General features: G+C 61.0%; 25 protein-coding genes. 14 read left to right on the top strand and 11 right to left on the bottom strand.

The genetic code is table 11. The annotated features are described in order from the left end of the window. From AB4072_RS04505 to AB4072_RS04490, 4 genes are all read left to right on the top strand, one after another. On the top strand, positions 1 to 255 hold a 255-nt coding region (locus tag AB4072_RS04505; protein WP_441965693.1), incomplete at its 5' end, for a chemotaxis protein CheW. A gap of 24 nt (positions 256 to 279) precedes the next feature. Then, on the top strand, positions 280 to 645 hold the full coding sequence (locus AB4072_RS04500; protein WP_441965692.1) for a response regulator: 366 nt from the start codon (positions 280 to 282) through the stop codon (positions 643 to 645). A gap of 46 nt (positions 646 to 691) precedes the next feature. Then, positions 692 to 1,792: a protein-glutamate methylesterase/protein-glutamine glutaminase gene (locus tag AB4072_RS04495; RefSeq protein ID WP_441965691.1), complete on the top strand. Its 1,101-nt coding sequence runs from the start codon at positions 692 to 694 to the stop codon at positions 1,790 to 1,792. Then, positions 1,789 to 2,637 carry a CheR family methyltransferase gene (locus AB4072_RS04490; protein ID WP_441965690.1) on the top strand — a complete coding sequence of 283 codons (849 nt, stop codon included), beginning with the start codon at positions 1,789 to 1,791 and terminating at the stop codon, positions 2,635 to 2,637. Before AB4072_RS04495 ends, AB4072_RS04490 begins: the two co-directional genes overlap by 4 nt. 141 nt (positions 2,638 to 2,778) lie before the next feature. Here AB4072_RS04490 and AB4072_RS04485 read toward each other — a convergent pair whose 3' ends face one another. The 3 genes from AB4072_RS04485 to AB4072_RS04475 form a co-directional block, all read right to left on the bottom strand. Next, positions 2,779 to 4,404, bottom strand: a complete 1,626-nt coding sequence (locus AB4072_RS04485) for a DUF882 domain-containing protein (protein WP_441965745.1) — start codon at positions 4,402 to 4,404, stop codon at positions 2,779 to 2,781. A 131-nt stretch (positions 4,405 to 4,535) separates the two neighbouring features. After that, positions 4,536 to 6,293 (bottom strand): L,D-transpeptidase family protein, encoded by a 1,758-nt coding sequence (locus AB4072_RS04480; protein WP_441965689.1) that lies wholly within the window; start codon positions 6,291 to 6,293, stop codon positions 4,536 to 4,538. Positions 6,294 to 6,385: 92 nt separating this feature from the next. Next, the gene (locus AB4072_RS04475) at positions 6,386 to 6,688 is read right to left on the bottom strand and encodes a hypothetical protein (protein WP_441965688.1); all 303 of its coding nucleotides are present in this window, start codon (positions 6,686 to 6,688) and stop codon (positions 6,386 to 6,388) included. Here AB4072_RS04475 and AB4072_RS04470 point away from each other — a divergent pair. From AB4072_RS04470 to AB4072_RS04435, 8 genes are all read left to right on the top strand, one after another. Next, complete coding sequence (locus AB4072_RS04470) at positions 6,681 to 8,534, top strand: M3 family oligoendopeptidase (RefSeq protein WP_441965687.1); 1,854 nt, start codon at positions 6,681 to 6,683, stop codon at positions 8,532 to 8,534. The genes AB4072_RS04475 and AB4072_RS04470 overlap by 8 nt on opposite strands. A gap of 9 nt (positions 8,535 to 8,543) precedes the next feature. Next, on the top strand, positions 8,544 to 9,908 hold the full coding sequence (locus tag AB4072_RS04465; protein ID WP_441965686.1) for an ABC1 kinase family protein: 1,365 nt from the start codon (positions 8,544 to 8,546) through the stop codon (positions 9,906 to 9,908). 56 nt (positions 9,909 to 9,964) lie between these two features. Next, the gene (locus AB4072_RS04460) at positions 9,965 to 11,221 is read left to right on the top strand and encodes a glycosyltransferase (RefSeq protein WP_441965685.1); all 1,257 of its coding nucleotides are present in this window, start codon (positions 9,965 to 9,967) and stop codon (positions 11,219 to 11,221) included. Positions 11,222 to 11,321: 100 nt separating this feature from the next. Beyond that, the gene (locus tag AB4072_RS04455; RefSeq protein WP_441965684.1) at positions 11,322 to 11,612 is read left to right on the top strand and encodes an aa3-type cytochrome c oxidase subunit IV; all 291 of its coding nucleotides are present in this window, start codon (positions 11,322 to 11,324) and stop codon (positions 11,610 to 11,612) included. A gap of 167 nt (positions 11,613 to 11,779) precedes the next feature. Then, positions 11,780 to 12,916 (top strand): Re/Si-specific NAD(P)(+) transhydrogenase subunit alpha, encoded by a 1,137-nt coding sequence (locus AB4072_RS04450; protein ID WP_441965683.1) that lies wholly within the window; start codon positions 11,780 to 11,782, stop codon positions 12,914 to 12,916. A 170-nt stretch (positions 12,917 to 13,086) separates the two neighbouring features. Continuing rightward, entirely contained in the window at positions 13,087 to 13,521 is a 435-nt protein-coding gene (locus AB4072_RS04445) for a proton-translocating transhydrogenase family protein (protein WP_441965682.1), read from the top strand. A 4-nt stretch (positions 13,522 to 13,525) separates the two neighbouring features. After that, positions 13,526 to 14,926, top strand: a complete 1,401-nt coding sequence (locus AB4072_RS04440) for an NAD(P)(+) transhydrogenase (Re/Si-specific) subunit beta (protein ID WP_441965681.1) — start codon at positions 13,526 to 13,528, stop codon at positions 14,924 to 14,926. 68 nt (positions 14,927 to 14,994) lie between these two features. Further along, entirely contained in the window at positions 14,995 to 15,474 is a 480-nt protein-coding gene (locus AB4072_RS04435) for a GNAT family N-acetyltransferase (RefSeq protein WP_441965680.1), read from the top strand. Here the strand turns inward: AB4072_RS04435 and AB4072_RS04430 are convergent. The 6 genes from AB4072_RS04430 to AB4072_RS04405 all read right to left on the bottom strand — a co-directional run bounded on the left by AB4072_RS04430 (position 15,444) and on the right by AB4072_RS04405 (position 19,551). Then, positions 15,444 to 16,055 carry a nucleotidyltransferase family protein gene (locus AB4072_RS04430; RefSeq protein WP_441965679.1) on the bottom strand — a complete coding sequence of 204 codons (612 nt, stop codon included), beginning with the start codon at positions 16,053 to 16,055 and terminating at the stop codon, positions 15,444 to 15,446. The two genes, AB4072_RS04435 and AB4072_RS04430, sit on opposite strands and share 31 nt — an antisense overlap. A gap of 25 nt (positions 16,056 to 16,080) precedes the next feature. Beyond that, positions 16,081 to 16,863, bottom strand: a complete 783-nt coding sequence (locus AB4072_RS04425) for a tetratricopeptide repeat protein (RefSeq protein WP_441965744.1) — start codon at positions 16,861 to 16,863, stop codon at positions 16,081 to 16,083. Between the two features lie 336 nt (positions 16,864 to 17,199). Beyond that, positions 17,200 to 17,469, bottom strand: coding sequence for a 30S ribosomal protein S21 (gene rpsU, locus AB4072_RS04420; protein WP_441965678.1), 270 nt, complete (start codon positions 17,467 to 17,469; stop codon positions 17,200 to 17,202). A 166-nt stretch (positions 17,470 to 17,635) separates the two neighbouring features. Continuing rightward, complete coding sequence (locus AB4072_RS04415; protein ID WP_441965677.1) at positions 17,636 to 18,715, bottom strand: 5-(carboxyamino)imidazole ribonucleotide synthase; 1,080 nt, start codon at positions 18,713 to 18,715, stop codon at positions 17,636 to 17,638. Positions 18,716 to 18,719: 4 nt separating this feature from the next. Further along, a complete protein-coding gene (purE, locus tag AB4072_RS04410; RefSeq protein WP_441965676.1) occupies positions 18,720 to 19,211 on the bottom strand; it encodes a 5-(carboxyamino)imidazole ribonucleotide mutase in 492 nt (163 codons plus the stop codon). Positions 19,212 to 19,350: 139 nt separating this feature from the next. After that, positions 19,351 to 19,551: a YdcH family protein gene (locus tag AB4072_RS04405; RefSeq protein ID WP_441965675.1), complete on the bottom strand. Its 201-nt coding sequence runs from the start codon at positions 19,549 to 19,551 to the stop codon at positions 19,351 to 19,353. A gap of 203 nt (positions 19,552 to 19,754) precedes the next feature. On the opposite strand from AB4072_RS04405, the gene AB4072_RS04400 reads away from it, so the two are divergent. Then, positions 19,755 to 19,937 (top strand): YdcH family protein, encoded by a 183-nt coding sequence (locus AB4072_RS04400; protein WP_441965674.1) that lies wholly within the window; start codon positions 19,755 to 19,757, stop codon positions 19,935 to 19,937. A 67-nt stretch (positions 19,938 to 20,004) separates the two neighbouring features. On the opposite strand, the gene AB4072_RS04395 is transcribed toward AB4072_RS04400, so the two are convergent. Next, positions 20,005 to 20,763 carry a sulfite exporter TauE/SafE family protein gene (locus tag AB4072_RS04395; RefSeq protein WP_441965673.1) on the bottom strand — a complete coding sequence of 253 codons (759 nt, stop codon included), beginning with the start codon at positions 20,761 to 20,763 and terminating at the stop codon, positions 20,005 to 20,007. Positions 20,764 to 20,926: 163 nt separating this feature from the next. Between AB4072_RS04395 and AB4072_RS04390 the strand changes: the two genes are divergently transcribed. Beyond that, positions 20,927 to 22,837, top strand: a complete 1,911-nt coding sequence (locus AB4072_RS04390) for a propionyl-CoA synthetase (protein ID WP_441965672.1) — start codon at positions 20,927 to 20,929, stop codon at positions 22,835 to 22,837. 96 nt (positions 22,838 to 22,933) lie between these two features. On the opposite strand, the gene AB4072_RS04385 is transcribed toward AB4072_RS04390, so the two are convergent. Next, positions 22,934 to 23,659, bottom strand: a complete 726-nt coding sequence (locus AB4072_RS04385) for a DUF1013 domain-containing protein (RefSeq protein WP_441965671.1) — start codon at positions 23,657 to 23,659, stop codon at positions 22,934 to 22,936. Positions 23,660 to 23,675: the final 16 nt, after the last annotated feature.

The raw sequence follows: 23,675 nt of genomic DNA, 5'->3' as shown, positions 1-23,675 counted from the left end.
CTTGCCGATCTCGACACGGGCGGTCGTCGCATGGCGGTCGGCCTCGAACATCGCGGCGAAGCCTTCGGGCTTCTGGTCGATGAAGTCGGTGAGGTGCTCAAGCTCGATCCCGATGCTCTCCAACCAAACCCCGTCCACATGGATCCCGGCTGGGCCGCCCTTTCAAAGGGCGTGCATCAGCTCCACGGAAAACTCCTCATCCTCCTCGACGTCGATACCGTCCTCGCTTTCGAAGCCGAGGCTCCTGCCGCCTGATCCTGTTTTTAGGAGTGCAAGCCAGTGAAGCATTGCCTGATTGTTGACGATTCCACCGTGATCCGGAAAGTCGCTCGCCGCATTCTGGAGGAGATGTCGTTTCGTGTTTCCGAGGCTGAGAACGGTGAGAAGGGTCTTGCGGCCTGCCAATCCGAAATGCCTGACGCCGTCCTTCTCGATTGGAACATGCCTGTCATGGATGGCTACGAGTTCCTCGGTCGGCTGCGCCTTCTTCCGGGTGGCGGTGAGCCAAAAGTCGTGTTCTGCACTACGGAAAACGACATCGCCTTCATCTCCCGTGCGCTTGATGCGGGGGCTAACGAATATATCATGAAGCCGTTCGACAAGGACATTCTGGTCGCGAAATTCCACGAAGTCGGCCTCGCCTGAAGATCCGTCGTCTTCGACCCTGTTCTTTCAATATCGAGGCCGCTCCATGACCATCGAACTCTCTTCTCCGATGACGCCTGCAGAGGCGCCACGGACACGCGTCATGGTCGTTGACGACAGTGTCGTCATCCGCGGACTCGTTGCACGCTGGATCACCGAGTCAGGAAGCTTCGATGTGGTGACGACGGCCGCCAACGGGCGCATTGCGGTCGAAGCGGTGGAACGGTTCCAACCCGACATCGTATTGCTCGATCTGGAAATGCCGGAGATGGACGGCGTCGCCGCACTTCCGCTCCTGCTCAAACAGAAGCCCGGAATCAAGGTCATCGTCGTCTCGACACTCACGCAACGCAATGCCGAGATCTCGCTGAAATGTCTGTCCATGGGCGCCGTCGATTATCTGGCAAAGCCCGAAAGTCGACAACAGGTGAGCGCATCGGCTGATTTTCGTCGCGACCTGATCGAGAAACTCAAGACCCACGTGGCATCGCGGGTGCGTCCCGCTCGAGCGACAGCGACTCCCGCAAAGCCGCGCCCGGCAATCAAGCCGATCGCTTCTCGTCCGGGATGTCTCCTGATCGGCGCATCGACAGGCGGGCCGCGGGCGATCGAAGATGTGTTGAGCAATCTCGGGCCTGTGCTTCGCCGCCTGCCGGTTCTTATCGTCCAGCACATGCCGCCGATGTTCACCGCCGTCTTTGCCGAGCATTTGCAAACGCTCCTTGGTATGCGCGTCTGCGAACCAACCCATGGCGAGCCTCTCGTACCGGGGACAATCTTCGTTGCACCGGGCGGACGTCATATGGGACTTTCGCGCTCAGCGTCCGATATACCTTTGGTTCGTCTTGACGACTCTCCTCCCGTCAATTTCTGCCGCCCGGCGGTCGATGTTTTGTTTCGTGACGCAGCGACGGTGTTCGGCAGTGCTGCCCTTGCCGTCGTCCTGACCGGCATGGGGGCCGACGGAACACAAGGAGCCCGCGCGCTCGCCCAGGCCGGCGCAACCGTTTTGGCTCAGGACGAAGCCACAAGCACTGTCTGGGGGATGCCGGGCAGCGTCGCGAAAGCGGGCCTCGCCCATGATGTCCTTCCTCTTGATGCCATCGGACCCGCGCTCAAGGGTCACATTACCGGTTCACTGTCATGACCGAACTCGACTTCGAATTCCTCTGTGTCTTTCTCAAGACTCGATCGGGCCTCGCTCTGACGCCTGAAAAGCGCTATCTGGTCGAGAGTCGGTTGGGCACTGTTTGCAAAACCTTTCAACTCGACAATCTGTCGGGACTCGCCATGGCTCTGAAGGGTGGCCGCGATCCCGATCTCGAAAAAGCCGTCATCGAGGCGATGACGACGAACGAAACTTTCTTCTTTCGCGATAAATCGCCGTTCGATCTCTTCCAGAACGTTCTGCTGCCGCGTTATCTCGCCGCTCGCGCTTCCACGCGCCGCTTGCGCATCTGGTGCGCGGCAGCCTCGACGGGGCAGGAACCCTATTCTCTCGCGATGCTCCTGAGCGAGGCGGCGGCCCGTCTTGCCGGGTGGCGTATCGAGATCGTTGCCACCGACATCTCGACTGATGTGCTGGAGAAGGCGAAGGCCGGTCTTTATAATCAGTTCGAAGTCCAGCGCGGCCTGCCGATTCAGCTTCTGTTGAAGTACTTCACACGCGTCGGCGACCAATGGCAGATCGCGCCGCAGATCCGCTCTATGGTCGATTATCGGCCGCTCAATCTGATCAAGGAATTCGGACAGCTCGGTACGTTCGATATCATCTATTGTCGTAACGTTTTGATCTACTTCGACAGACCGATGAAAACGAATGTACTGACGCGCTTGTCGAATATGATGTCCGTGGATGGTGTGCTGTTGCTTGGCGCAGCCGAAACGGTGCTCGGTTTGACGGAAGGCTTGTCGCCCGATCCGGTCAATCGCGGTCTCTATGAAAAGATCGCGCAACCCATCGCGGCGCCGCGCTTGACCGTTTCGGTCTGAAAGCGATCGATACCGCGTTCAAAGGTGTAGACGTTGAACAAGCCGTGCATCGCACGGCGTTTTAGAGGGATCTGTTTTCTTCGAATGCCGGATCGCGGCCTTATAGAAGAAAAGGCGGGTCTGAAGCCCGCCTCATTCAGCTTATCTCACAACCGGCAGCGGCTTGACCGCAGGACCTGTAAATCTATTCGTCGCCAGATCGCCCATCGGTTTCGACGAGAAACTCATGTGCAGGCTTGGACTCGCTATGAGAGGGCTCGGATTCGTCGTTGGCTTGCCCTTTTGCGCAAGCGCGGGATTCGCTTTAGCTACACCTGAAGGCAGCTCGATCGGCACGGCTGATGCGACCGTGATGTTATGCGTGCCGGGGCGCGGTGGCGGAAGCGGATGATTGATGGATGCCGTCGCAGCCACATCGACCGTTCCGCGCGCTTCGGGAAGACCGGGAATCGGATTGCTCGCCACAAGTGCGCTCGGACGAACAGGCGGCATAGGCGCGTAGGCGAGGATCGTCGTCGAGGCCGAAACGTCGTCAGGCCGGCGCGGCGGCATCGGTGCAAAGGCGACCTCGCGGCCGATCTTCATGTCCGAGCCATTCGGGTTCTGTCCCGATGCGCCCTGTTGCCACGCGAGCGTCGGGCCGGTTGGCGTGTCGATGGTGCTTGGCAAGCCCGCAATCCGTGTCGGTGCGACAGGCGGGAGCGGTGGCGGCGAGGCCGGCTCGTCACGGAAAGCGGCGCCCGCGCTACGGATAGCCTGCTCATCCGGCTCCTGTCTTGCAACCTGAACCGGCGCCGCGCGGGGCGCTGGCTGCTGCGGTGCCGAGCTCGCGTTGTTGTAGGCCATGAGAACCGAGGTGACCGACCCATTGGAGTCGTTCATATAGCTGTTCTTGTCCGGAGCGTTGCGGCTCGCAAGGAGTGCACGTCCCGGGCGGGAAGCGGTGCGAATTTCTTCCGCATCCTCATCCTCGTCGCTGCCGCCGAACAGGCTGGCCCAGAGGCTCTTGCGGCGCGTCGGCGCGACACCACCCTCTTCAGCCTCTGCATATGCTGTATAGCCGGCGACCGTTCCGCCTTTCGACAAAACGTCCGCCCGCGCTTCCTCGTAACGCGCCATCGGCGTCCCGTCGGATGGAATATGCACGGTCTTGCCATCGGGGAAGATGCGGGCGAGCTGGTCTCGGCTCATGCGCGGCCATGCGCGCACACTGCCAACATCGAGATGGACGAAAGGCGTGTAGGCATTCGGGTAATAGCCGACGCCGCCGTTCTGCAACCGCATGCCGATGGCGCGGAGACGCTCAGTCGAGGCATCGGGAAGATAGAAGTCCATCGCCTTGCCGAGCATGTGCTGGCTGTTCTTCGCCACGGCGCTGGAGCGGCGGCGGAGCATGGCGTTGGTGTTGGGCGAGCGGTAAGCGGAGTTGACGTGGACAGGTGCACTGGAGCCGACTTCGCGATAGACCTCCCACACGGTGTCGAAGAGGCGTGGATCCATGCGGATGGATTCTTCGCGACGCCAGTCGCGCAGGAACCAGTTCAACTGTTCCAGGGCCGCGGAATCATACTGGCCGTTGCGTCTGAACGTAACAGTCAGGTTTTCCTTGGTGTTGTTATGGTAGAAGGTCAGGGTTCGCGTGTCGCCGTTGGCGATGGCGTCCTGCGTACCGCGGGTGCCGCCGACAAGGAGGGTAACCAGCGCTGCAAGGCCGATGCCGGCCCGGCGCGCGAAGTTCGACGCGGCCGCCTGGCGGCCCGAACGCATGACTCTCACTGTGGTACTCGTCTTTTACGCGCCGCAAGAAGGGGAGCGGCTTCCCGTATAGTGAAGGGAGATTTGCCGAAGACGGTTACTTCTGCGTTAAGCCCGAGAAAAAAATTGGCTCAGGAGTAAAATCAGCTGTCGATCCCCAGCGCTGTGCGAACCTTACGATTGAGCCCATAAAGGTCGTCGAAGGATTTCATCGCGCCATGCCGATCGAAGGAGAGCGTGAAATAGGTCAGGTGCACCGGTAGCGGATCCCGCAAGTGGATATAGCGTTCCCCTTTGCCGATCAGGCCGCGCAGCTTCTGTTCGTTCCAGCCCTGGTTTTCCAGCACTTCCTGCGCCAGCTGGAACGGCTGGTCGACACGCACGCAACCGTGGCTGAACGCGCGGTCCTGCGCGGAGAACAGGGACCGGTTCGGCGTGTCGTGTAGGTAGACGGCGTACTGATTGGGGAACATGAACTTCACGTAGCCCAAGGCATTGCGCTCGCCCGGAGGCTGCTGCACCGAGATCCTGTTGCCGTTCCGGATGACTTTATACCCTTTGCGCGCAGCGTAAGTCGGGTCGTTGGCGAGTGCTGGCAGAAATTCTTTTTTCAGGATGGAAGGGGGCACAGTCCATGAGGGATTGACGACGAGATACTTCATCGCCTCGGAGAAAATCGGTGTCTGGCTGTTCTTCTTGCCGACGATCACCCGCGTTTCGTGGATGACGTCGCTTTCCTGCACGAGGCGCAGGCGGTATTCGGGCACGTTGACGAAGATATGACGTGCGCCGAGATCGCGCGGCAGCCAGCGCCAGCGTTCCATATTGGCGACAAGATCTCCCTCCAGCTGAGCCGCAGATGCCTTGGCGTCGAGTGCCGAAACGGTCTGCGCGGTGAGATCGCCGCTGGTCGGCAACCCCTTTTCCTTCTGGAAGGCGGTGACGGCGGAGGCGACCTGCTTGTCATAAGCCGTTTCATCCACCGGAGACGGCCCGAGATTGAAGCGCGCCCGGATCAGCGGCACGCGCGGATCGCGCATTCCAACCTTGAGCGTGGGTCCTTTGGGCACATGGACCACGGGGTGTGGCACATTGCTTTCACGCAGCAGCGCTAGTTTCGCCTTCAGCGCGCGATAACCTTCGTGCGGTGGGTTGAAGTCGCCGAGCGCCGCGCCCGCATCGGGCGCAGAGACAAGGGCGGTAAGAACCGCATCCGCCGTGGGAAGATCGAGCGTCGGCATGACAAGCGCGGATAGTCGCGCCGGATCGATGCGCCCGCCGCGCGCGTCACGGGCATAGCGGATCGCAGCGACGCTGAGTTTCAGATCGGCTTCGGCCCAGGCAGCGGGCGTCGAGCCTTCCGCCATTGTCATCGGGGGCAGGGCGTAGTCCGAAGGATCGAGGCCATCATCGGCGGCGGCGCGAATGGTGTTGGCGACAGCGTGCGCCGATGGCAGCCAGGAGCCGTCGCGAGACCAAAGAGGAGTATGTTCGGCAGCGGCATAGACGGCCGTCAGTGCTTCACGATCTTTCGCATTCAACCGCAGTTCGCGCATTGCGACATCGTTCGCGAGACGCTCGCTGATGGCGCCGCGCAGCAAATCGGTTTGCGTGAAGGTGACGGCAGCGGCCGGCGTCTCAGGCGGAGGCAAATCGGTGGATGCCTGTAGGGGACGGGAATCCTCTTCCGAAATCGCCACCGGTGCAGGCGCGAGCAGGGGCGGAAGAAGGTCGTCGAAGACAGGTGTCGCGGGTTCTATCGGCTGGGCGATGACGAAGTCTGACGTAGCGTCGGGAGGCAATCCGCCCTCCGCGGTCTCCAATGCCGAAGCGGCAACCGCGAACAAAGATACGGATCCGGCCAGACCCAGACAGCCAATGGTCCTGCGCAGATGACGCATGCCCCTCTCGCTCCATTCTTTTTGCGCTCAACCTGATGCCACGCGTCAAAAGCCTGTCGTGGGTAGCGACAAGAGCTTAACGCGCGAAACGCTCAGGTGGCGATATCGGCGATGCCGTTTCTTAGCCCGATTCCTTGAACTTTCTGTAAAGAATTGAGCGGCCGATTCAGAACTTGCGGGAAATCCCGCCGCCGTGGGCTGTCCACGGTTTCATCGCGGCGGTTCGGAAGGAATTGATTCTGGCCCCGGAAAGTTAGATTTTCGGCGAAAGAATGGATAAATCCGCTGTTAACGATGTCCGATTGCCTCGAGAATGCGAGATGGGTTGATCCCATGTCTTTGACATCCGATATTCCGGGTGATCCTTTCTCGAACGCTCCGGACAAAATGCCCATTTTTTTCGATCGCTATATCGCCCGCCAACCCGTCGCCGCAAAAGCTGTCGCCGAGGCCGATCTCGGCGCATTGCCGGAATGGGATTTGTCCCACCTCTATCCGGGCATCGACAGCGGAGCCTTCAAGGCGGACATGATCAAGGCCGAGGCGGAATGCCAGGCTATCGCCGAAGCGTATCGCGGAAAGCTGGCGGGGCTGGCTGAAGCATCCGACGCCGCCAAGAGCCTGGGCGAGGCTTTGCGCCGCTATGAGGCGGTCGAGGATCTTTTGGGACGTCTCATGTCTTATGCCGGGCTTGTCTATTCCGGCGACACCACTGACCCGGTCCGTGCGAAATTCTATGGCGATACGCAGGAGCGGCTCACTGCAGCCTCGAGCGAATTGCTGTTCTTCGGTCTCGAACTCAACCGCATCGACGATGTCGTGATGGACAAGGCCATGGGCGCGCAGCCGCTCGCCCATTACCGCCCCTGGGTCGAGGATTTGCGCAAGGACAAGCCGTATCAGCTCGAAGATCGTATCGAGAAGCTTTTCCACGAAAAGTCGGTGACCGGGCGCTCCGCGTGGAACCGCCTTTTCGACGAGACCATCGCGGCGCTTCGTTTCAACGTGCGGGGCGAGGAACTCGCCATCGAGCCGACGCTGAATAAGTTGCAGGATACGGACGAGACCGTTCGCAAGGACGCCGCCGAGGCTTTGGGCAAGGTTTTCAAGGCAAACCTGCGTACCTTCGCGCTGATCACCAACACGCTCGCCAAGGACAAGGAAATTTCCGACCGCTGGCGTGGATTCGAGGACGTGGCGGATTCCCGACACCTCGCCAACCGGGTCGAGCGCGAGGTGGTCGAGGCCATGGTGTCCGCCGTGCGCGAGGCCTATCCGCGTCTCTCACATCGCTATTATGCGCTGAAGGCCAAATGGTTCGGCAAGGACAAGCTTGATTACTGGGACCGCAACGCACCTCTGCCGAAAGTGGAGCAACGCACCATCGCCTGGAACGAGGCGAGAGAAATGGTACTGAGCGCCTATTCGGCCTTTTCGCCACGCATGGCGGATATCGCGGAGCGGTTCTTCGATGAAAAATGGATCGACGCACCGACCCGTCCCGGCAAGGCTCCGGGCGCCTTCGCTCATCCAACCGTTCCTTCCGCCCACCCTTATGTGCTGCTCAATTATCAGGGCAAGCCGCGCGATGTGATGACGCTGGCGCATGAATTGGGGCACGGCGTTCATCAGGTTCTCGCCGCGCCCAACGGCGCGTTGATGGCACCGACGCCGCTGACATTGGCCGAGACGGCGAGCGTGTTCGGCGAAATGCTCACCTTCCGCCGTCTGCTCGACCAGACCAAGAACAAAGTGCAGCGCAAGGCGATGCTGGCGGCCAAGGTCGAGGACATGCTCAACACGGTCGTACGCCAGATCGCGTTCTATTCCTTCGAGCGCAAGGTCCATGTCGAGCGCCGCAACGGCGAGCTCACAGCTGAGCAATTGTGCGATCTCTGGATGTCGGTGCAGGACGAGAGCCTTGGCCCAGCCATCCGCGTCGGCCCCGGTTATGAAACCTTCTGGGCCTATATTCCCCACTTCATCCATTCCCCGTTCTACGTTTACGCCTACGCCTTCGGCGATTGTCTCGTGAACTCGCTCTATGGAATTTACGAGCGTTCGAGCGAAGGTTTCGTAGACCGGTATTTCGCGCTGCTCTCTGCGGGCGGAACGAAGCATTATTCCGAATTGCTCGCGCCCTTTGGCCTCAATGCCAGCGATCCGGCTTTCTGGCAGATTGGTCTTTCGATGATCGAACGGCTGATCGCCGAGTTGGAAGCCATGGAGGACGCTGCTTGAAGTCGCGCGATGTCTGAACCTGATCGCGAAGCGAACCGCTTCACTGCTCGCGCCGCGCGGTATGCCCGTGTCGGCGCGAATATGAGTGGTGTCGCTGCGCGTATGGCGAGCGCTCGGATCTTCGGACGCGAACAGGGGGCCGCCAATGCAATTGCGTTGGCTCAAGCGCTCGGCGGGTTGAAGGGGCCGATCATGAAGGTGGCGCAACTTCTCGCCACCATTCCGGATCTCCTTCCACCGGAATACGCCGCCGAACTCCAGAAACTTCAGAGCGAAGCGCCACCCATGGGCGCGGCTTTCGTGAAAAGACGGATGCAGGCCGAGTTGGGCCCCGATTGGCAGAGCCGGTTCGGCTCCTTCGATCTTCATCCCGCAGCTGCCGCATCGCTCGGCCAGGTGCATCGGGCGACGTCGAAGGAGGGTGCGGCGCTCGCTTGCAAACTGCAATATCCCGATATGCAATCCGCCGTAGAAGCGGATTTGAAGCAGCTGGAAATCGCTCTCGCACTTCATCGCCGGCTCGACCCGGTCATCGACACGAGCGAGATCGGGAAGGAGATCGGCGAGCGCGTCCGCGAAGAACTCGACTACGAGCGCGAAGCCAAGCATGCCACACTTTATGCGCGGTTACTCGGCGGTATCGACGAGGTTCGGGTACCGACGGTTCATTCGGACTTGTCAACTGGTCGCCTTCTCACACTCGATTGGCTCGATGGCGAAAAGATCCTGAATTTTGCCGGTGCCGATGTTGAAATCAGAAACCGCCTCGCCGTCGCGATGTTCAAAGCCTGGTGGCATCCTTTCAGTGATTCCGCCGTCATTCATGGCGATCCTCATCTCGGGAACTACACTGTGTTCTCGGAAGGTGGCGAAGCGCGAGGCATCAACCTTCTCGACTATGGTTGTATCCGCATCTTCCATCCCACCTTCGTCGGCGGTGTGGTCGATCTCTATCGCGGGCTGCAGCATGGGGATCGCGAGCGTATCATGCATGCCTATGAAACCTGGGGATTCAAGAACCTCTCCCACGACCTGATCGACATTCTCAATATCTGGGCGGGGTTCATCTACGGGCCACTCCTGGAAGACCGGGTTCGGACAGTGGCGGACGGGGTCGAACCCGGCGCATATGGCCGCCGTCAGGCTTTTCAGGTCCACAAGGCGCTGAAGGACAAGGGGCCTGTCACGTTGCCCCGTGAATTCGTTTTCATGGACCGCGCTGCCGTCGGCCTCGGGGCCGTCTTTCTGCATCTCCGGGCGGAACTGAACTATCACCGTCTCTTCGAGGCCGAGATCGAGAATTTCTCGATTGAACGCCTTACCTCACGCCAGGCACAGGCACTGGCTGCGTGCGATCTCAAGCTGCAGACGTAACGAGGTTGCGCTGCATCTCATCTCGCCGTAATTACGATCGGTAAAGGGGCATACCGATGAAGATCGTTTTCGTTCACCAGAATTTTCCGGGCCAGTTCCTGCGTCTGGCGAAGACCTTCGCCGCTGAGGGGCACGAGGTCTTTGGGCTGTGCATGACCGATAACGCCCAGAAATCGCCGATCCCCGGTGTGAAGACCTATACCTACACGCCGGCGCCGGGGCCCGAGGATCCGCGTTTCGAGAACCGCTATTCGCCGGTCATACCTCGCCTGCGGCGCGCCTACGGCGTCGCCCACCTGGCGCGTAAGCTCGCGGATGCGGGCCTTCAACCCGATGTGGTCGTGGTGAATACCGGTTGGGGCGAAAACCTTTTCCTGAAGGATGTTTGGCCGAACGCGCGCCACGTCGCCTATTTCGAATATTACTATCAAGCCAAGGGGCAGGATCTCGATTTCGACCCGGAATTCCCGGTAACGAACGAGGAGGTCATCTGGCGCTTGCGCTTGAAAAACTCCATGCAGCTCGGCGCTCTGGACGCTGCCGACCTCGCAGTGGCGCCTACCCGGTATCAGCGCGATACGTTCCCGACCTATCTTCACGATCGCATCGGAATCATTCATGACGGCATCGATGCGCAAACGCTTGTCCCGAAGCCCGATATTGCCATCAAGATCGGCACGAAAGGGCCACGCCTGGACAGGAAAGCCCCCGTGGTCACCTTCGTGACCCGCAATATCGAGCCGATGCGCGGAGCGCATATCGTTTTTCGCTCTCTTCCCTATCTGCTCGATATCAATCCCGACCTTCAGGTCGTGATTATCGGTGGGAAGGGCACGAGCTATTCAGGGTCCGCACCGGGCGGACAGAGCTGGTTCGACGTCTTCCGCTCCAAGATCGAACGTCCCGTCGACTGGTCCCGGGTCCATCTTGTCGGAAGTCTGCCTTACGACCAGTTCGTCCGCGTGCTCCAGGTCTCGTCCGCCCACATCTACATGACCTATCCGTTCGTCCTGTCCTGGTCGCTGATCGAGTCCATGGCGCTCGAAAGCCGGATCGTCGCGTCGGATACGGATCCTGTGCGTGAGGTCATCCAAGAAGGGGTGAACGGCAGGCTCTTTCCCTTCTTCGACGAAAAAGCCCTCGCCGAGCGGGTGCGGGAAACCATCGCCGAGAAGGATCGCTCGGCTGAGATGGCCCGGGCGGCCCGCGCTCTCGCCGTTGAAAAATACGACTACGCGACGGTTTGTCTGCCGCAATGGCGGGAACTCCTCGGCGTCCCTGTTCTTGAGGGGGTCCAGCGGCGCCGGGCATAATCGTTCAAAAGTCCCGCGTTCGCCTAATCGAATATTGCGGCAGGCCGATCCATGCGCTAAACGCAGCAGCAAACCGCAATGCTGAACTCAGGGCATGAAAATGGCGACCAAAGACGCGACAGGCACAGAATATCATCCAGATATGGACGAGGCGGCTCATGAAGCGACCTATAGCGGCTTCATCACCTTCGTCGAGATAGGAAGCGCCCTCGTTGCCTGCTGGGTGCTCGCGCTCGCGGTCGGCGGCGTCAAGCATGGCTGGCTGACCTCGATCGTCGGTGTCATTCTGTCGCTGGTGGCCGGCGCTGTCGGCGCGAAGTCTCCCGCCATCGGCATGCGCGCGCCGCTCGCGGTCGCGGTGCTTCTGCTTCTGGCGCTCGTTTTCTACTGAGCAAGGCCTAGACTTCAAGAGCATGATCAGAACAAGCGGAAACCGGTTGTTCGCCCGGATCATGCAGCATCAAAAGAATCGAGAGTTTAATCCTGTTTCAATCTGAAACGATCAAACTCTAGACGACAATCTGAGGCGTCCGACGGTCGCCGAATGCGGGGGTGCGTATGCGAATAGCCGTTCTCACCGAAACGGACGTTGTTGAGCCACGTGTCTCGGCAACGCCCGAGACCGTCAAGAAGTACAAAACGCTCGGAGCAGACGTTGTCGTGCAATCCGGAGCCGGCGTTCGGGCAGGCGTTCCGGATGCCGAGTTTGAGGCGGCCGGGGCGTCGATCGCGAAGGATGCGAAAAGCGCGGCGAAGGATGCCGATGTCGTCCTGAAAGTACGCCGCCCGACGGAGGCCGAGCTCAAGGCATTCAAGCCGGGCGCTCTGGTGATCGCGATCATGGATCCCTATGGCCAGGAGGCGGCGTTGAAGGCGCTGGCCGAGGCCAAGGTCGCGGCGTTCTCCATGGAATTGATGCCCCGCATCACGCGGGCACAGGTGATGGACGTTCTGTCCTCGCAAGCGAATCTCGCGGGCTATCGCGCAGTCATTGATGCGGTCGCGGAATATGGCCGCGCCATGCCGATGATGATGACGGCGGCGGGCACGGTGCCGGCTGCGCGCGTGTTCATCATGGGCGCGGGCGTCGCGGGCCTGCAGGCCATCGCCACGGCGCGACGGCTCGGCGCGGTAGTGACGGCGACCGACGTTCGCCCGGCCGCGAAGGAGCAGGTCGAGAGCCTCGGCGCGAAGTTCATCGCGGTCGAGGACGATGAGTTCAAGCAGGCCGAGACGGCGGGCGGCTATGCCAAGGAAATGTCGGCGGAGTATCGCGCCAAGCAGGCGGCCTTGGTCGCGGCGCACATCGCCAAGCAGGATATCGTCATCACCACGGCTCTGATCCCCGGTCGTCCGGCACCGAAGCTCGTGACGCGCGAGATGGTCGAGAGCATGAAGCCGGGGTCGGTCCTGGTCGATCTGGCGGTTGAGCGCGGCGGCAATGTCGAGCTCGCCAAAGCCGGCGAGGTGGTGGACCATAACGGCGTGAAGATCGTCGGGCACCTGAACGTGCCGGGACGTCTCGCCGCGACGGCCTCGAGCCTCTACGCCAAGAACCTCTATGCCTTCGTCGAGACATTGATCGACAAGGAGACGAAGGCGCTTGCCGTGAAGTGGGACGACGAACTCGTCAAGGCGACATGCCTGACCCACGACGGCGCCATCGTTCATTCCGCATTCCAGCCGACGATCTAGAGTTTGATAAGATTGAAATCTGATCAAACTCTAGATTTTTTGATGCCGCATGATCCGGGCGAACAACCGGTTTCCACTTGTTCTGATCATGCTCTAGAGGATGTCGCATGATCACATCGGCGAAGGTGTCACCGTTTCGCCGGATCATGCTCTAAAGAGGGGGTAAAGCCATGGCACTCACGCCCGAACAGGCCGCCGAGCAGGCGAAAGCGGCAGCAGCGGTCGCGCAGCGCGCCGCTGAAGCAGCGCAGGCCATCGCCGATCAAGTCGCGCTCGCGGCGTCTGCAGCGACCCACGGCGCGGTCGACCCGACGGTATTCCGCCTCGCCATCTTCGTGCTGGCCATCTTCGTCGGCTACTACGTGGTGTGGTCGGTGACCCCGGCCTTGCATACCCCGCTTATGTCGGTGACGAACGCGATCTCCTCGGTGATCGTGGTCGGTGCGCTGTTGGCGGTGGGTGTCAGCGTGGCCCCGGCCCTCGGCGATGGGCCACTCTGGGCGCGGGCGTTTGGTTTCATTGGTCTGGTGCTGGCATCGATCAACATCTTCGGCGGCTTCCTGGTGACCCAGCGCATGCTCGCCATGTATCGCAAGAAGGGTTGAGACGATGTCGGTCAATCTCGCTTCGATCCTTTATCTGGTCTCCGGCGTCCTGTTCATCATGGCCCTGCGCGGGCTCTCGCATCCGACCACGTCGCGGCGGGGCAACCTGCTCGGCATGATCGGCATGGGGATCGCGATTCTGACGACCCTGCTCGTGTCGCCACCGGACGGCTTCGGCGGCTGGACGTTGGTTGTCCTGGGCCTCGCCATCGGCGGCGGCATTGGTGCTGTTGCCGCCAAGCGCGTGCCGATGACGGCGATGCCGCAACTCGTTGCGGCGTTCCACTCGCTCGTCGGCATGGCGGCGGTTTTGGTGGCGGCGAGCGCGCTTTATGCGCCGCAGGCCTTCGGCATCGGCGGAGTCGGCACCATCCATGGCGGCTCGCTGTTCGAGATGGCGCTCGGTGTCGCCATCGGCGCGATCACCTTCACGGGTTCGATCATCGCCTTCCTGAAGCTCGACGGACGCATGTCGGGCAAGCCGATCATGCTGCCGAGCCGCCATCTGCTCAACATCGGCCTCGGCATTCTGCTGCTGGTGCTGCTGGTGGTCTTCATCCGTACCGAGAGCCATGCGGTGTTCTGGGGCATCGTTCTGGTCTCGTTCGTGCTCGGCGTGACCTTGATCATCCCCATCGGCGGCGCGGACATGCCGGTGGTGGTGTCGATGCTCAACTCCTATTCGGGGTGGGCGGCGGCGGGCATCGGCTTCACGCTTGGCAACCTCGCGCTGATCATCACCGGTGCGCTGGTCGGCTCATCGGGTGCGATCCTGTCCTACATCATGTGCAAGGGCATGAACCGGAGCTTCATCTCGGTGATCCTCGGCGGGTTCGGCGGCGAGACCGTAGGCGCGGCGGCGGGTGCGACCGAGACGAGGCCGGTCAAGCAGGGCTCGGCGGATGATGCGGCCTTCATCATGAAGAACGCCTCCAAGGTCATCATCGTACCGGGCTACGGCATGGCGGTGGCGCAGGCGCAGCATTCCTTGCGCGAAATGGCCGATCAGTTGAAGGCCGAAGGCGTCGAGGTGAAGTACGCGATCCACCCGGTCGCGGGCCGCATGCCCGGCCACATGAACGTGCTCTTGGCCGAGGCCAATGTGCCGTACGACGAGGTGTTCGAACTGGAAGACATCAACGGCGAGTTCCCGCAGGCCGACGTCGCCTTCGTGATCGGCGCCAACGACGTGACCAATCCGTCCGCCAAGACCGACCCGGCCTCGCCGATCTTCGGCATGCCGATCCTCGATGTGGAGAAGGCGAAAACTGTCTTGTTCATCAAGCGCGGCATGGGCTCCGGCTATGCCGGGGTCGAGAACGAACTGTTCTTCAAGGACAACACCATGATGCTCTTCGGCGACGCCAAGAAAATGGTCGACGAAATCATCAAGAATCTCGACTGAGCTTTTTGCCTGTCAGCACTATCTTCAAAAGGCCGGTTGCGACCGGCCTTTTTCATGAGAGACGACGGATGGCCGATATCAGCTTACGGACAGCGCTGCTCACTGACAGGGACGCGATCATTGAACTCATTCACAAGCTGAATGTTTTTGAAGCCGATCTGACCCATGACCGCTCCCGGCACTATGGCGGCGCCGAAGCCTATTATGACGAGCTTCAGCGGCGTCTCTCCGGTCGCGAAGGGCGGATCGTGCTGGCGGAAGCCGACAGCAAGATCGTTGCCGTCATGGGTTTTTCCGTCGACCAGGACGCGGCTTACATTACCGATGATGTGCGCCTGCACGGCACGGTGACTGATCTCATCGTTCATGAAGATTGGCGCGGACGCGGGATAGGCCAAACGCTGCTGCATGAGGCCGAGCGCCTCGCCAGAGCGGCCGGACTGAAGCGCCTGATGATAGGAGCACTCGTTGCCAACGAGAGGGCCGAGCGCGCTTATCGCGCCTTCGGGTTCGAGCCTTACGTCTCGGTGCTGATAAAAGAGGTTTGATCCGGCGTCACCGGAGCGCCCTCGGCGACACCGTTCATGATGGTGAGCCGAGGCCAACGGCCCTTCCAATTCTTCGACCTGATACGCTCGCGATAGATGTCGAGTTTATCTAGGAAAGGCGGCGTCGGCCGCACGATCAGATCGACAAGATCCTCGACGTCGTAAGGGGCGATCAGGTCGATCTGTCCGTCATGAAGACGCGCGCCAATGGCTGTCGCTGTTTCCGGCCAATAGCGCATGGCATCGGCGCTGTCGCGATAGGGTGCGTCTCCGTTCCGCATGTGCATCCGGGCCTGATTCCGCACGGACCACGGCAAGCCGGGGGATGCTTCGCGAAGGGCTTGCTCAAGAGCGGCTTCCCGCTCGCGGGAAAGGTCCGAGGGATCGAAGAAGATCACATCGATATCGGCATGATCCGCCAGATCCGGCATGCGTCCATGCAGGGCGTCCCAGATCGCATTGCGAATGAAGCCTGCACCGATCCAGCGATCGCGGAGGCCGAGCCGTTCGACATGGCGAAGGGCATCAACCCATAGCGGCTGGGCGGCGATGAAATGCGCGATATCGTTGAGGCTCCGCATTGCGCCCCGACGCGGGAGAGGCGCTTTAAAGACGACTCTGTCCCTGACGCGCGACGCTGTTCCCATTGTCGATGGACAGGGCGCGTTGATAGCTCTCGATGGCGGCCTGCTTGTTACCCGTCTTTTCGTAAGCCACTCCGCGCCAGGCCCAGGAATCCGCGTCGCGGTTGTTCACGTTCAGCGCGGCGTTGAAATCCTCGATGGCTTTGTCGAACTGGTTCGTGGCGATCAGGCTCTGGCCGCGGGCGGCATAGGGAGCGCCGACGAACGGGTTGCGGTCGATGGTGGCATCGAAATCCAGGATTGCCTGCTGGTGCATGCCCTGGCGTTGGTAGAGAAGGCCGCGCCCATGGAGCGCCTCGGCTGATTCGGGCAGCAGCCGGATCGCGATGGACAGGTCGTTCAGGGCGTCCTGATACTGGTTTTGCGCGCGATAGAGGTTGCCGCGACCGATATAGGCCGGGCCGTAATTCGGGTCGGCCTGGATGGCGCGGGTGAAATCCGACAGCGCCTGATCGTTGCGGCCTGTCTGGCGCAGGGCGAGGGCGCGGTTGGTATAGGCCGGCGCATAGTTCGGATCGAGTTGAACCGCCTTGGAGAAATCACCCAAGGCATCACTGTAACGACCAACGCGGGCATAGGCTGCGCCACGTGTGTTGTAAGCGCCGGGATCGTTGGGATTGCGCTGGATGACGTCGGACAGGGAGGCGATGTTGACGCCCGATGTTCCCTGAGTGTCCTCCTCCACCACTGCGATGCGCCGGGTCATGCCACCGCTCGTGGTGTCACAGGCCGCGAGACCGGCCATGAGGAGGATGAGAGCGAGCGGCTTGAAGAGGCGAATCGAAGGAGCGAGCACCTTGGATCTCCAGCTGGATGGGGAAGAGCTAGTCTTCTGAAGCAAAAAACTTAACGGATACAGAACACTAGAACTGATCATGTCTCTTTGAAACATGATTAGCTCCAGGTTCTTTAATTTCGCATGATCCGGGCGAACAACCGGTCATCACTTGTTCTGATCATGCTTTAGAATGCGATTCGCGGCCAGAGCGAACCGCGGCACAAATGCAATCGGCGCCCTCCGCTTTCGCAGAAAGGCGCCGATTGAAAAAGCAAGGAATTGAGGCCTGCGAAAGGTCGGCCCTTAACGGGCTTCAGCCGAACGCGGCTGGCCCGGACGGGGCGCCATGACACGCGGCTTCGAAGGGGGCAGAAGGCCTTCGCGCTGCATGCGCTTGCGAGCCAGCTTGCGGGCGCGGCGGACGGCTTCAGCCTTCTCGCGGGCCTTTTTCTCCGAGGGCTTCTCGAAGTGGTCGCGCAGCTTCATTTCGCGGAAGATACCTTCACGCTGCATCTTCTTCTTCAGGGCGCGGAGCGCCTGATCGACGTTGTTATCACGGACAAGAATCTGCACGCGAAATCATCCTCGTATTGCGCAGGGTCGTTATGTCAAAAACAAAGGAGGCGCGCCAAGCGCACCTCTTTCTGGGCGGGTTCGTTAGCAGAGGAAACCTTGTGTGTCCAGGGTTCTTCGCCAAAAAACGCCGGCCGCTTCAACTAATGGCCAAGGTGGAAAAGGGTCAGGGCTTCTCGGCGAAAATCCGGGTGACATGACCCATCTTGCGGCCCGACCGCGCCTCGGCCTTGCCGTAGAGGTGTAGATGCGCGCCGGGTTCGGCGAGAATCCGCTCCCATTCGTCCGCATCGTGGCCGATCAGGTTCCGCATCTCAACGCGACCCAGGCGGGCGGTTGCGCCCAGGGGCCAGCCGCAAACCGCCCGCACATGCTGTTCGAATTGGGATGTCTCAGCCCCGCCGAGGGTCCAATGCCCGGAATTATGCACGCGGGGGGCGATCTCGTTGACGACGAGACGCTCCTGCCCGTTTTCCCGCACGAGAAACAACTCGACCGCGAGCACGCCCACATAGTCGAGGGCGTTGGCGATCTTCTGCGCGATCAGGACAGCCTGCTCTTCGGTCTCGGGCCTGACATCGGCGGGGACGCGGGTGATGTCGAGGATATGCGAGCGATGTTCGTTCTCGCAGAGATCGTAGGCCGCAAAATCGCCGTCCTTGGCCCGGGCCGCGACAACGGAAACCTCCCGTTCGAAGGAAACGAAACCTTCGAGAATCGCAGGCGAGCGGCCGATGGCCTCGAAGGCGGCGGCCGGATCGTCTCCGGGACGAATCATGATCTGCCCTTTGCCGTCATAGCCGAAACGCCGGGTCTTGAGGACCGAGGGGCGTCCGATGGCGGCAAGCGCCTCAGCAAGCTCGGCCTCGTTCTCGACCGGCGCGAAGGGGGCGGTTTCGATGCCGAGGCCGGAGATGAAACTCTTTTCCAAAAACCGATCCTGCGAAACGGCCAAGGCCTGCGCGTTGGGAGCAAGCGGCGCGTGAGCGCTCAAGATATCCGCCGTCGCGCTCGGCACGTTCTCGAATTCATAGGTTACGACATCGACGCTTTTGGCGAAGTGCACCAAAGCCGCCTCGTCTTCGTAGGACGCAATCGTGTGCTCCCCCGCGACGTCGAAGGCGGGGCTGTTTTCTTCCGGCGCAAAGATGTGCGTGCGCAGGCCGAGCTGTGCAGCCGCCATCGCGATCATCCGGCCCAGTTGGCCGCCGCCGAGAATACCGAGAGTGCTGCCGGGGCGGATCATGATGTCAGGGCTCCCTAGAAGGGCGTTCGGCGACGCTGTCGGTCTGACGTTGACGCCAGGCGTCGAGCCGCTTCGCCAAGGGCTTGTCATGGAGCGCCAGTACCGCGGCGGCAAGGAGCGCGGCATTGATGGCGCCTGCCTTGCCGATGGCGAGCGTTCCGACGGGGATGCCCGCCGGCATCTGCACGATGGAAAGGAGACTGTCCTTTCCCGAGAGGGCCTTCGATTCGACCGGCACGCCGAAAACCGGAAGGGGGGTCATGGCGGCGGTCATGCCCGGCAGGTGGGCTGCGCCGCCTGCACCCGCGATGACGACCTGAAATCCTTCCGCTTTCGCGCTTTTGGCGAAGCTCACCAGCCGGTCGGGCGTGCGGTGCGCGGAGACGATGCGCGCGTCATAGGCGATCTCGAGCGCGTCGAGCGTCTCGGCCGCATGCTGCATGGTGGCCCAGTCGGATTGACTGCCCATGATGATGGCGACGGGGATTCCAGCCATGATGCGGCTCCGGATCGACCTTGTGATCAACGGGGCATAGCGAAGCCTTCGCAGGCAAGCAAGGCTGCAGGCCGCAATAAAGCGCGGCGGCGCTTGGAGCATGATCCCGAAAAGATTATGCGCAATTGAAAGTTGAGCACTAGGCGATGATATCGGGGGTCAGTTGGTCTTCCAGGCGGATGATCTGATCCCTGAGGACAAGCTTGCGCTTTTTCAGGCGCTGAACCTGCAGTTGATCGCCCGTAATGATCTGCTCCAACGCGTCGATAGCATTGTCGAGATCGCGATGCTCCTGCTTCAGGCGGGCGAGATCATCGTCGAGTTCAGCCCTGTTCGGCATCGATACGGAACCTTGAACATCAAAACACGGCGCACCCTTCAAAGGGCCGCGAAACGGAGGCGGAGTATGCTCTCCACAACTATGGAGAGCAAGCAGCCGGAACCGGTTTTCTCGTTTTGCGCAGCGCAGCGACGATTGCCTTCGACTCGCCATGTTCCTTGTGTCAGATTTGCTTTGTCGGATAACGGACAGGAGGGACCGATATGCCTTTGCTGAATCATCTGACGGAGCTGGAGCGCAAGCATCAATCGCTTGAGCGCCAGATCCAGGACGCACTGAACCATCCGTCGACAGATGACGTCAGGCTCGCTGAACTCAAGCGAAAAAAACTTCAGCTCAAGGATGAAATCACCAAGCTGAAAGCGCATGCACCGACGGTGCATTAGCGCATCCATCTCCCCAAACTTCCCATTCAAAGCCGTCGCTTCTCGCGAAGTGGCGGTTTTTTATTGTTCAGGTGAGCGCGACGATGCCATCCACGATCAGCTTGGTCCCGACGAGAACGAGAAGAATATAAACGATGGTGTAGAAGTGCTCGCCTGTGACTCGACGCACGAGCTTGACGCCGGCCCAGGTGGAAAAAATGGCGACGGGGAAAAGAGCAGCGGCTGTCGCCATGTTCTCCGGCGTGAACTGACCGAGCGCCAGATAAGGCGGCACTTTCAGCCAGTTGTTGATTGCGAAATAGACCGCGCCGGTTCCCACGAAGACATCGCGCGGCAAGCGCTGCGGCATCACGTAGATCTGAAACGGCGGACCGCCCGCGTGCGCGATCATGCTGGTGAAGCCGGTGATCAAGCCCCAGAAAAGACCACGCGGAACGTCTGCTTTCGTGGCTTCTGGCGCTCTCGTCCTGCGTTCCAGAACGAGCCGCCGAATTGCAAAAGCGACTGAGATGACGCCGACGGCGAGCGTGACCGCTTCGTCCGAGACCTTTGCCGCGAGAAGATAGGCCGTCACTATGCCGACGATGCCGCTCGGCAGGAGGATCAGGATGTTTCGCAGGTCCCATGTTTTTCGGTAAGCCCAGACCGTGACGACGTCCTGCACCATCAGGATCGGCAACATGATCGCGGCCGATTGCACAGGCGAGACGACAAGCGCCATCAGCGGCAGCGAGAGCAATCCGAGCCCGGAAAAGCCGCCCTTCGCCATGCCCATCAGAACGACGGCGGGCACAGCGGCAGCGTAAAAGACAGGGTCGGTAATCATGAAAGCACTCGCCGAAAGTCGCGCTGACCGAAGCGCGCCCGCCTGCTACCACAAGAGAAGCCACACGTCCTAGCGTCCGATCGGCTTCATTGAGAGATGATCTAATGCCGGGGGCGGCACTTTTCGGCTCATGCTTCAGGCGGCTTTGGCAAGGGGTAACGCCATGACAATCACCCGCGGTCGCTACCATGATGTTTATGAAGGCTGGAGGCGCGACCCGGAAGGGTTCTGGCGGGAGGCCGCCCGCGATATCGAGTGGTACAAACCGGCTGACAGGGTTTTCGATCCGAAAAGTGGAATCTACGGCCGCTGGTATGAAGGCGCGTTGTGCAATGCGTGTCACAACGCGGTTGACCGCCATGTCGCTCAGCGTGGCGATCAGGCCGCGCTGATTTACGACAGCCCCGTCACGGGCGTGAAGAAATCCATCACCTATACCGAGCTGCGCGATGAGATCGCGACGCTCGCAGGCGTGCTGAGAGATCTCGGCGTGGAGAAGGGCGACCGCGTCGTTCTCTATATGCCGATGGTGCCGGAAGTGCTCATCGGTATGCTTGCCTGCGCCCGCATCGGCGCGGTTCATTCGGTGGTGTTCGGCGGCTTCGCTTCGCGGGAACTGGCGGCGCGTCTCGAGGATGCGGAGCCGAAACTCATTCTGTCCGCATCCTGCGGCATCGAGCCGAGCAGGGTCGTCCCGTACAAGCCCCTGCTCGACGACGCGATTGATCTCAGCCGCCACAAGCCGCGTTCATGCCTCATCCTCCAACGGCCTCAGGCTGAGGCCAAAATGGTGGAGGGGAGGGATCTCGATTGGGCCTCGACGGTCGCGATTGCCAAGGCAGAAGGGCGCATGGCCGATTGCGTCCCGGTGGCGGCAACCGATCCGCTCTACATCCTCTACACGTCCGGCACGACCGGCAAGCCCAAGGGGGTGGTGCGCGATACGGGCGGCTATATCGTCGCGCTCAAATGGTCGATGAAGAATCTCTACGACATCGAGCCCGGCGAGGTTTACTGGTCGGCCTCCGATGTTGGCTGGGCTGTCGGCCATTCCTACATCGTCTACGGGCCGTTGCTGCACGGCTGCACCACCATTCTCTATGAAGGCAAGCCTGTCGGGACGCCCGATGCAGGCGCCTTCTGGCGAGTGATCGCCGAGTATGGCGCCGTCAGCCTCTTCACTGCGCCCACGGCGTTTCGCGCGATCAAGAAGGAAGACCCGAACGGGACGCTCTTGAAGAACTACGATCTGTCGCGCTTCCGTTCCCTGTTCCTGGCGGGCGAGCGCGCCGATCCGGATACGTTGCAATGGGCTGAAGGCATTCTCGGCGTTCCTGTCATCGACCATTGGTGGCAGACGGAGACCGGGTGGGCGATCGCAGGCAATCCGCTCGGTCTCGGCGCGCTGCCGGTCAAGCATGGATCCCCGACCGTCGCGATGCCGGGTTACGATGTGCGGGTGCTGGATGAGGGCGGAAAGCCCGTCCCAGCGGATAAGATGGGCACCATCGCGATCAAGCTTCCGCTTCCGCCCGGTTGCCTGCCGACCCTCTGGAATGCGGATACGCGCTTCAAGGAGGCCTACCTCACCACGTTCCCCGGTTACTACAACACGTCGGATGCGGGCTTCCTCGACAGGGATGGCTACGTCTACGTCATGGGCCGGACCGACGACATCATCAACGTGGCGGGCCATCGCCTGTCGACGGGCGGCATGGAAGAAGTGCTGGCCTCGCACCCATGCGTTGCCGAATGCGCCGTGATCGGGATGAAGGATTCCCTGAAGGGCGAGGTGCCTTGCGGATTCGTCGTTCTGAAATCCGGCGTCGAGCGGTCACCCGATCAAGTGGAAACCGAGCTCGTGGCGCTGGTTCGCGACAAGATCGGGCCCGTGGCGGCTTTCAAGCTCGCGATTACGGTCGGGCGTCTCCCCAAAACCCGCTCCGGCAAGATCCTGCGCGGTACCATGAAAAAGATTGCCGACGGCGATGCGTGGACCATGCCGGCGACCATCGACGATCCCGGAATTCTCGACGAGATCGGGGAAATCCTGCGGGCGCGCGGTTTGGTTTGAAGGTTGTCATCCTCTAGCCACGCTGACGAAGACGGCGTCGGGTTTCCAAACAAAAAAGGCCCGGATCGCTCCGGGCCTTTTCATCGTTCCGAGGTCTTATTCCTCGTCGTCGTGCTCTTCGGAGCGCTTCAGCTGCTTCAGCTTAGCGAAGACCGAATGCACGTCGATCTTTTCTTCTTCCACGGGCTTCGGCTTGCTCATATCGGCGAAGGGCTCGTGCGACACTTCCGGCGCGGTCGAAATCTCGGCTGGCAGCAGCGTTCCGCCGGGCTCGTGCGCCTCGACCTGCGGACGGTCCTTGGCGGCGCGCTGAACTTCGAAATCGAGGTCGATCTGCGAGCACAGGCCAAGCGTCACCGGGTCCATGGGCGAGAGCGTCGCGGAGTTCCAATGGGTGCGGTCGCGAACCTGCTGGATCGTGGACTTRGTGGTGCCGACGAGGCGCATGATCTGCGCGTCCTTCAGCTCTGGGTGGTTGCGCACGAGCCACAGGATCGCGTTCGGGCGGTCATGACGGCGTGAAACCGGGGTATAGCGCGGGCCCTTGCGGGTGCGTTTTACCTCGGGCAGCTTCACCTTGGTCTCGGCCATGCGCAGACGATAATCGGAATCACCTTGCGCCTTCTCGATTTCCTCGCGAGTGAGCTGATTGGTGGTGATCGGGTCGAGGCCCTTGATCCCGGTCGCGACCTCACCATCGGCGATGCCCTTCACCTCGAGCGGGTGCAGTTTGCAGAAATCGGCAATCTGTTCGAACGACAGCGAGGTATTCTCGACAAGCCAAACGGCTGTCGCCTTTGGCATCAGCGGTCCTTGGGACATAGGCGAACCTCCTTCG

Source organism: Microvirga sp. 2MCAF38 (assembly GCF_052115485.1).
In the GTDB taxonomy this organism is placed as follows: Bacteria; Pseudomonadota; Alphaproteobacteria; order Rhizobiales; family Beijerinckiaceae; genus Microvirga.
The sequence above is the reverse complement of the archived record's forward strand: the minus strand, read 5'-3'. Positions and strand labels throughout refer to the sequence as shown.

Bases quoted from the DNA above. Each gene is read 5' to 3' on its own strand.
- AB4072_RS04495 (WP_441965691.1), top strand. From the start codon at position 692: ATGACCATCGAACTCTCTTCTCCGATGACGCCTGCAGAGGCGCCACGG.
- AB4072_RS04490 (WP_441965690.1), top strand. From the start codon at position 1,789: ATGACCGAACTCGACTTCGAATTCCTCTGTGTCTTTCTCAAGACTCGA.
- AB4072_RS04485 (WP_441965745.1), bottom strand. From the start codon at position 4,404: ATGCGTTCGGGCCGCCAGGCGGCCGCGTCGAACTTCGCGCGCCGGGCC.
- AB4072_RS04480 (WP_441965689.1), bottom strand. From the start codon at position 6,293: ATGCGTCATCTGCGCAGGACCATTGGCTGTCTGGGTCTGGCCGGATCC.
- AB4072_RS04470 (WP_441965687.1), top strand. From the start codon at position 6,681: ATGCCCATTTTTTTCGATCGCTATATCGCCCGCCAACCCGTCGCCGCA.
- AB4072_RS04475 (WP_441965688.1), bottom strand. From the start codon at position 6,688: ATGGGCATTTTGTCCGGAGCGTTCGAGAAAGGATCACCCGGAATATCG.
- AB4072_RS04465 (WP_441965686.1), top strand. From the start codon at position 8,544: ATGTCTGAACCTGATCGCGAAGCGAACCGCTTCACTGCTCGCGCCGCG.
- AB4072_RS04460 (WP_441965685.1), top strand. From the start codon at position 9,965: ATGAAGATCGTTTTCGTTCACCAGAATTTTCCGGGCCAGTTCCTGCGT.
- AB4072_RS04455 (WP_441965684.1), top strand. From the start codon at position 11,322: ATGGCGACCAAAGACGCGACAGGCACAGAATATCATCCAGATATGGAC.
- AB4072_RS04450 (WP_441965683.1), top strand. From the start codon at position 11,780: ATGCGAATAGCCGTTCTCACCGAAACGGACGTTGTTGAGCCACGTGTC.
- AB4072_RS04445 (WP_441965682.1), top strand. From the start codon at position 13,087: ATGGCACTCACGCCCGAACAGGCCGCCGAGCAGGCGAAAGCGGCAGCA.
- AB4072_RS04440 (WP_441965681.1), top strand. From the start codon at position 13,526: ATGTCGGTCAATCTCGCTTCGATCCTTTATCTGGTCTCCGGCGTCCTG.
- AB4072_RS04435 (WP_441965680.1), top strand. From the start codon at position 14,995: ATGGCCGATATCAGCTTACGGACAGCGCTGCTCACTGACAGGGACGCG.
- AB4072_RS04430 (WP_441965679.1), bottom strand. From the start codon at position 16,055: ATGCGGAGCCTCAACGATATCGCGCATTTCATCGCCGCCCAGCCGCTA.
- AB4072_RS04425 (WP_441965744.1), bottom strand. From the start codon at position 16,863: ATGGCCGGTCTCGCGGCCTGTGACACCACGAGCGGTGGCATGACCCGG.
- AB4072_RS04415 (WP_441965677.1), bottom strand. From the start codon at position 18,715: ATGATCCGCCCCGGCAGCACTCTCGGTATTCTCGGCGGCGGCCAACTG.
- purE (WP_441965676.1), bottom strand. From the start codon at position 19,211: ATGGCTGGAATCCCCGTCGCCATCATCATGGGCAGTCAATCCGACTGG.
- AB4072_RS04405 (WP_441965675.1), bottom strand. From the start codon at position 19,551: ATGCCGAACAGGGCTGAACTCGACGATGATCTCGCCCGCCTGAAGCAG.
- AB4072_RS04400 (WP_441965674.1), top strand. From the start codon at position 19,755: ATGCCTTTGCTGAATCATCTGACGGAGCTGGAGCGCAAGCATCAATCG.
- AB4072_RS04395 (WP_441965673.1), bottom strand. From the start codon at position 20,763: ATGATTACCGACCCTGTCTTTTACGCTGCCGCTGTGCCCGCCGTCGTT.
- AB4072_RS04390 (WP_441965672.1), top strand. From the start codon at position 20,927: ATGACAATCACCCGCGGTCGCTACCATGATGTTTATGAAGGCTGGAGG.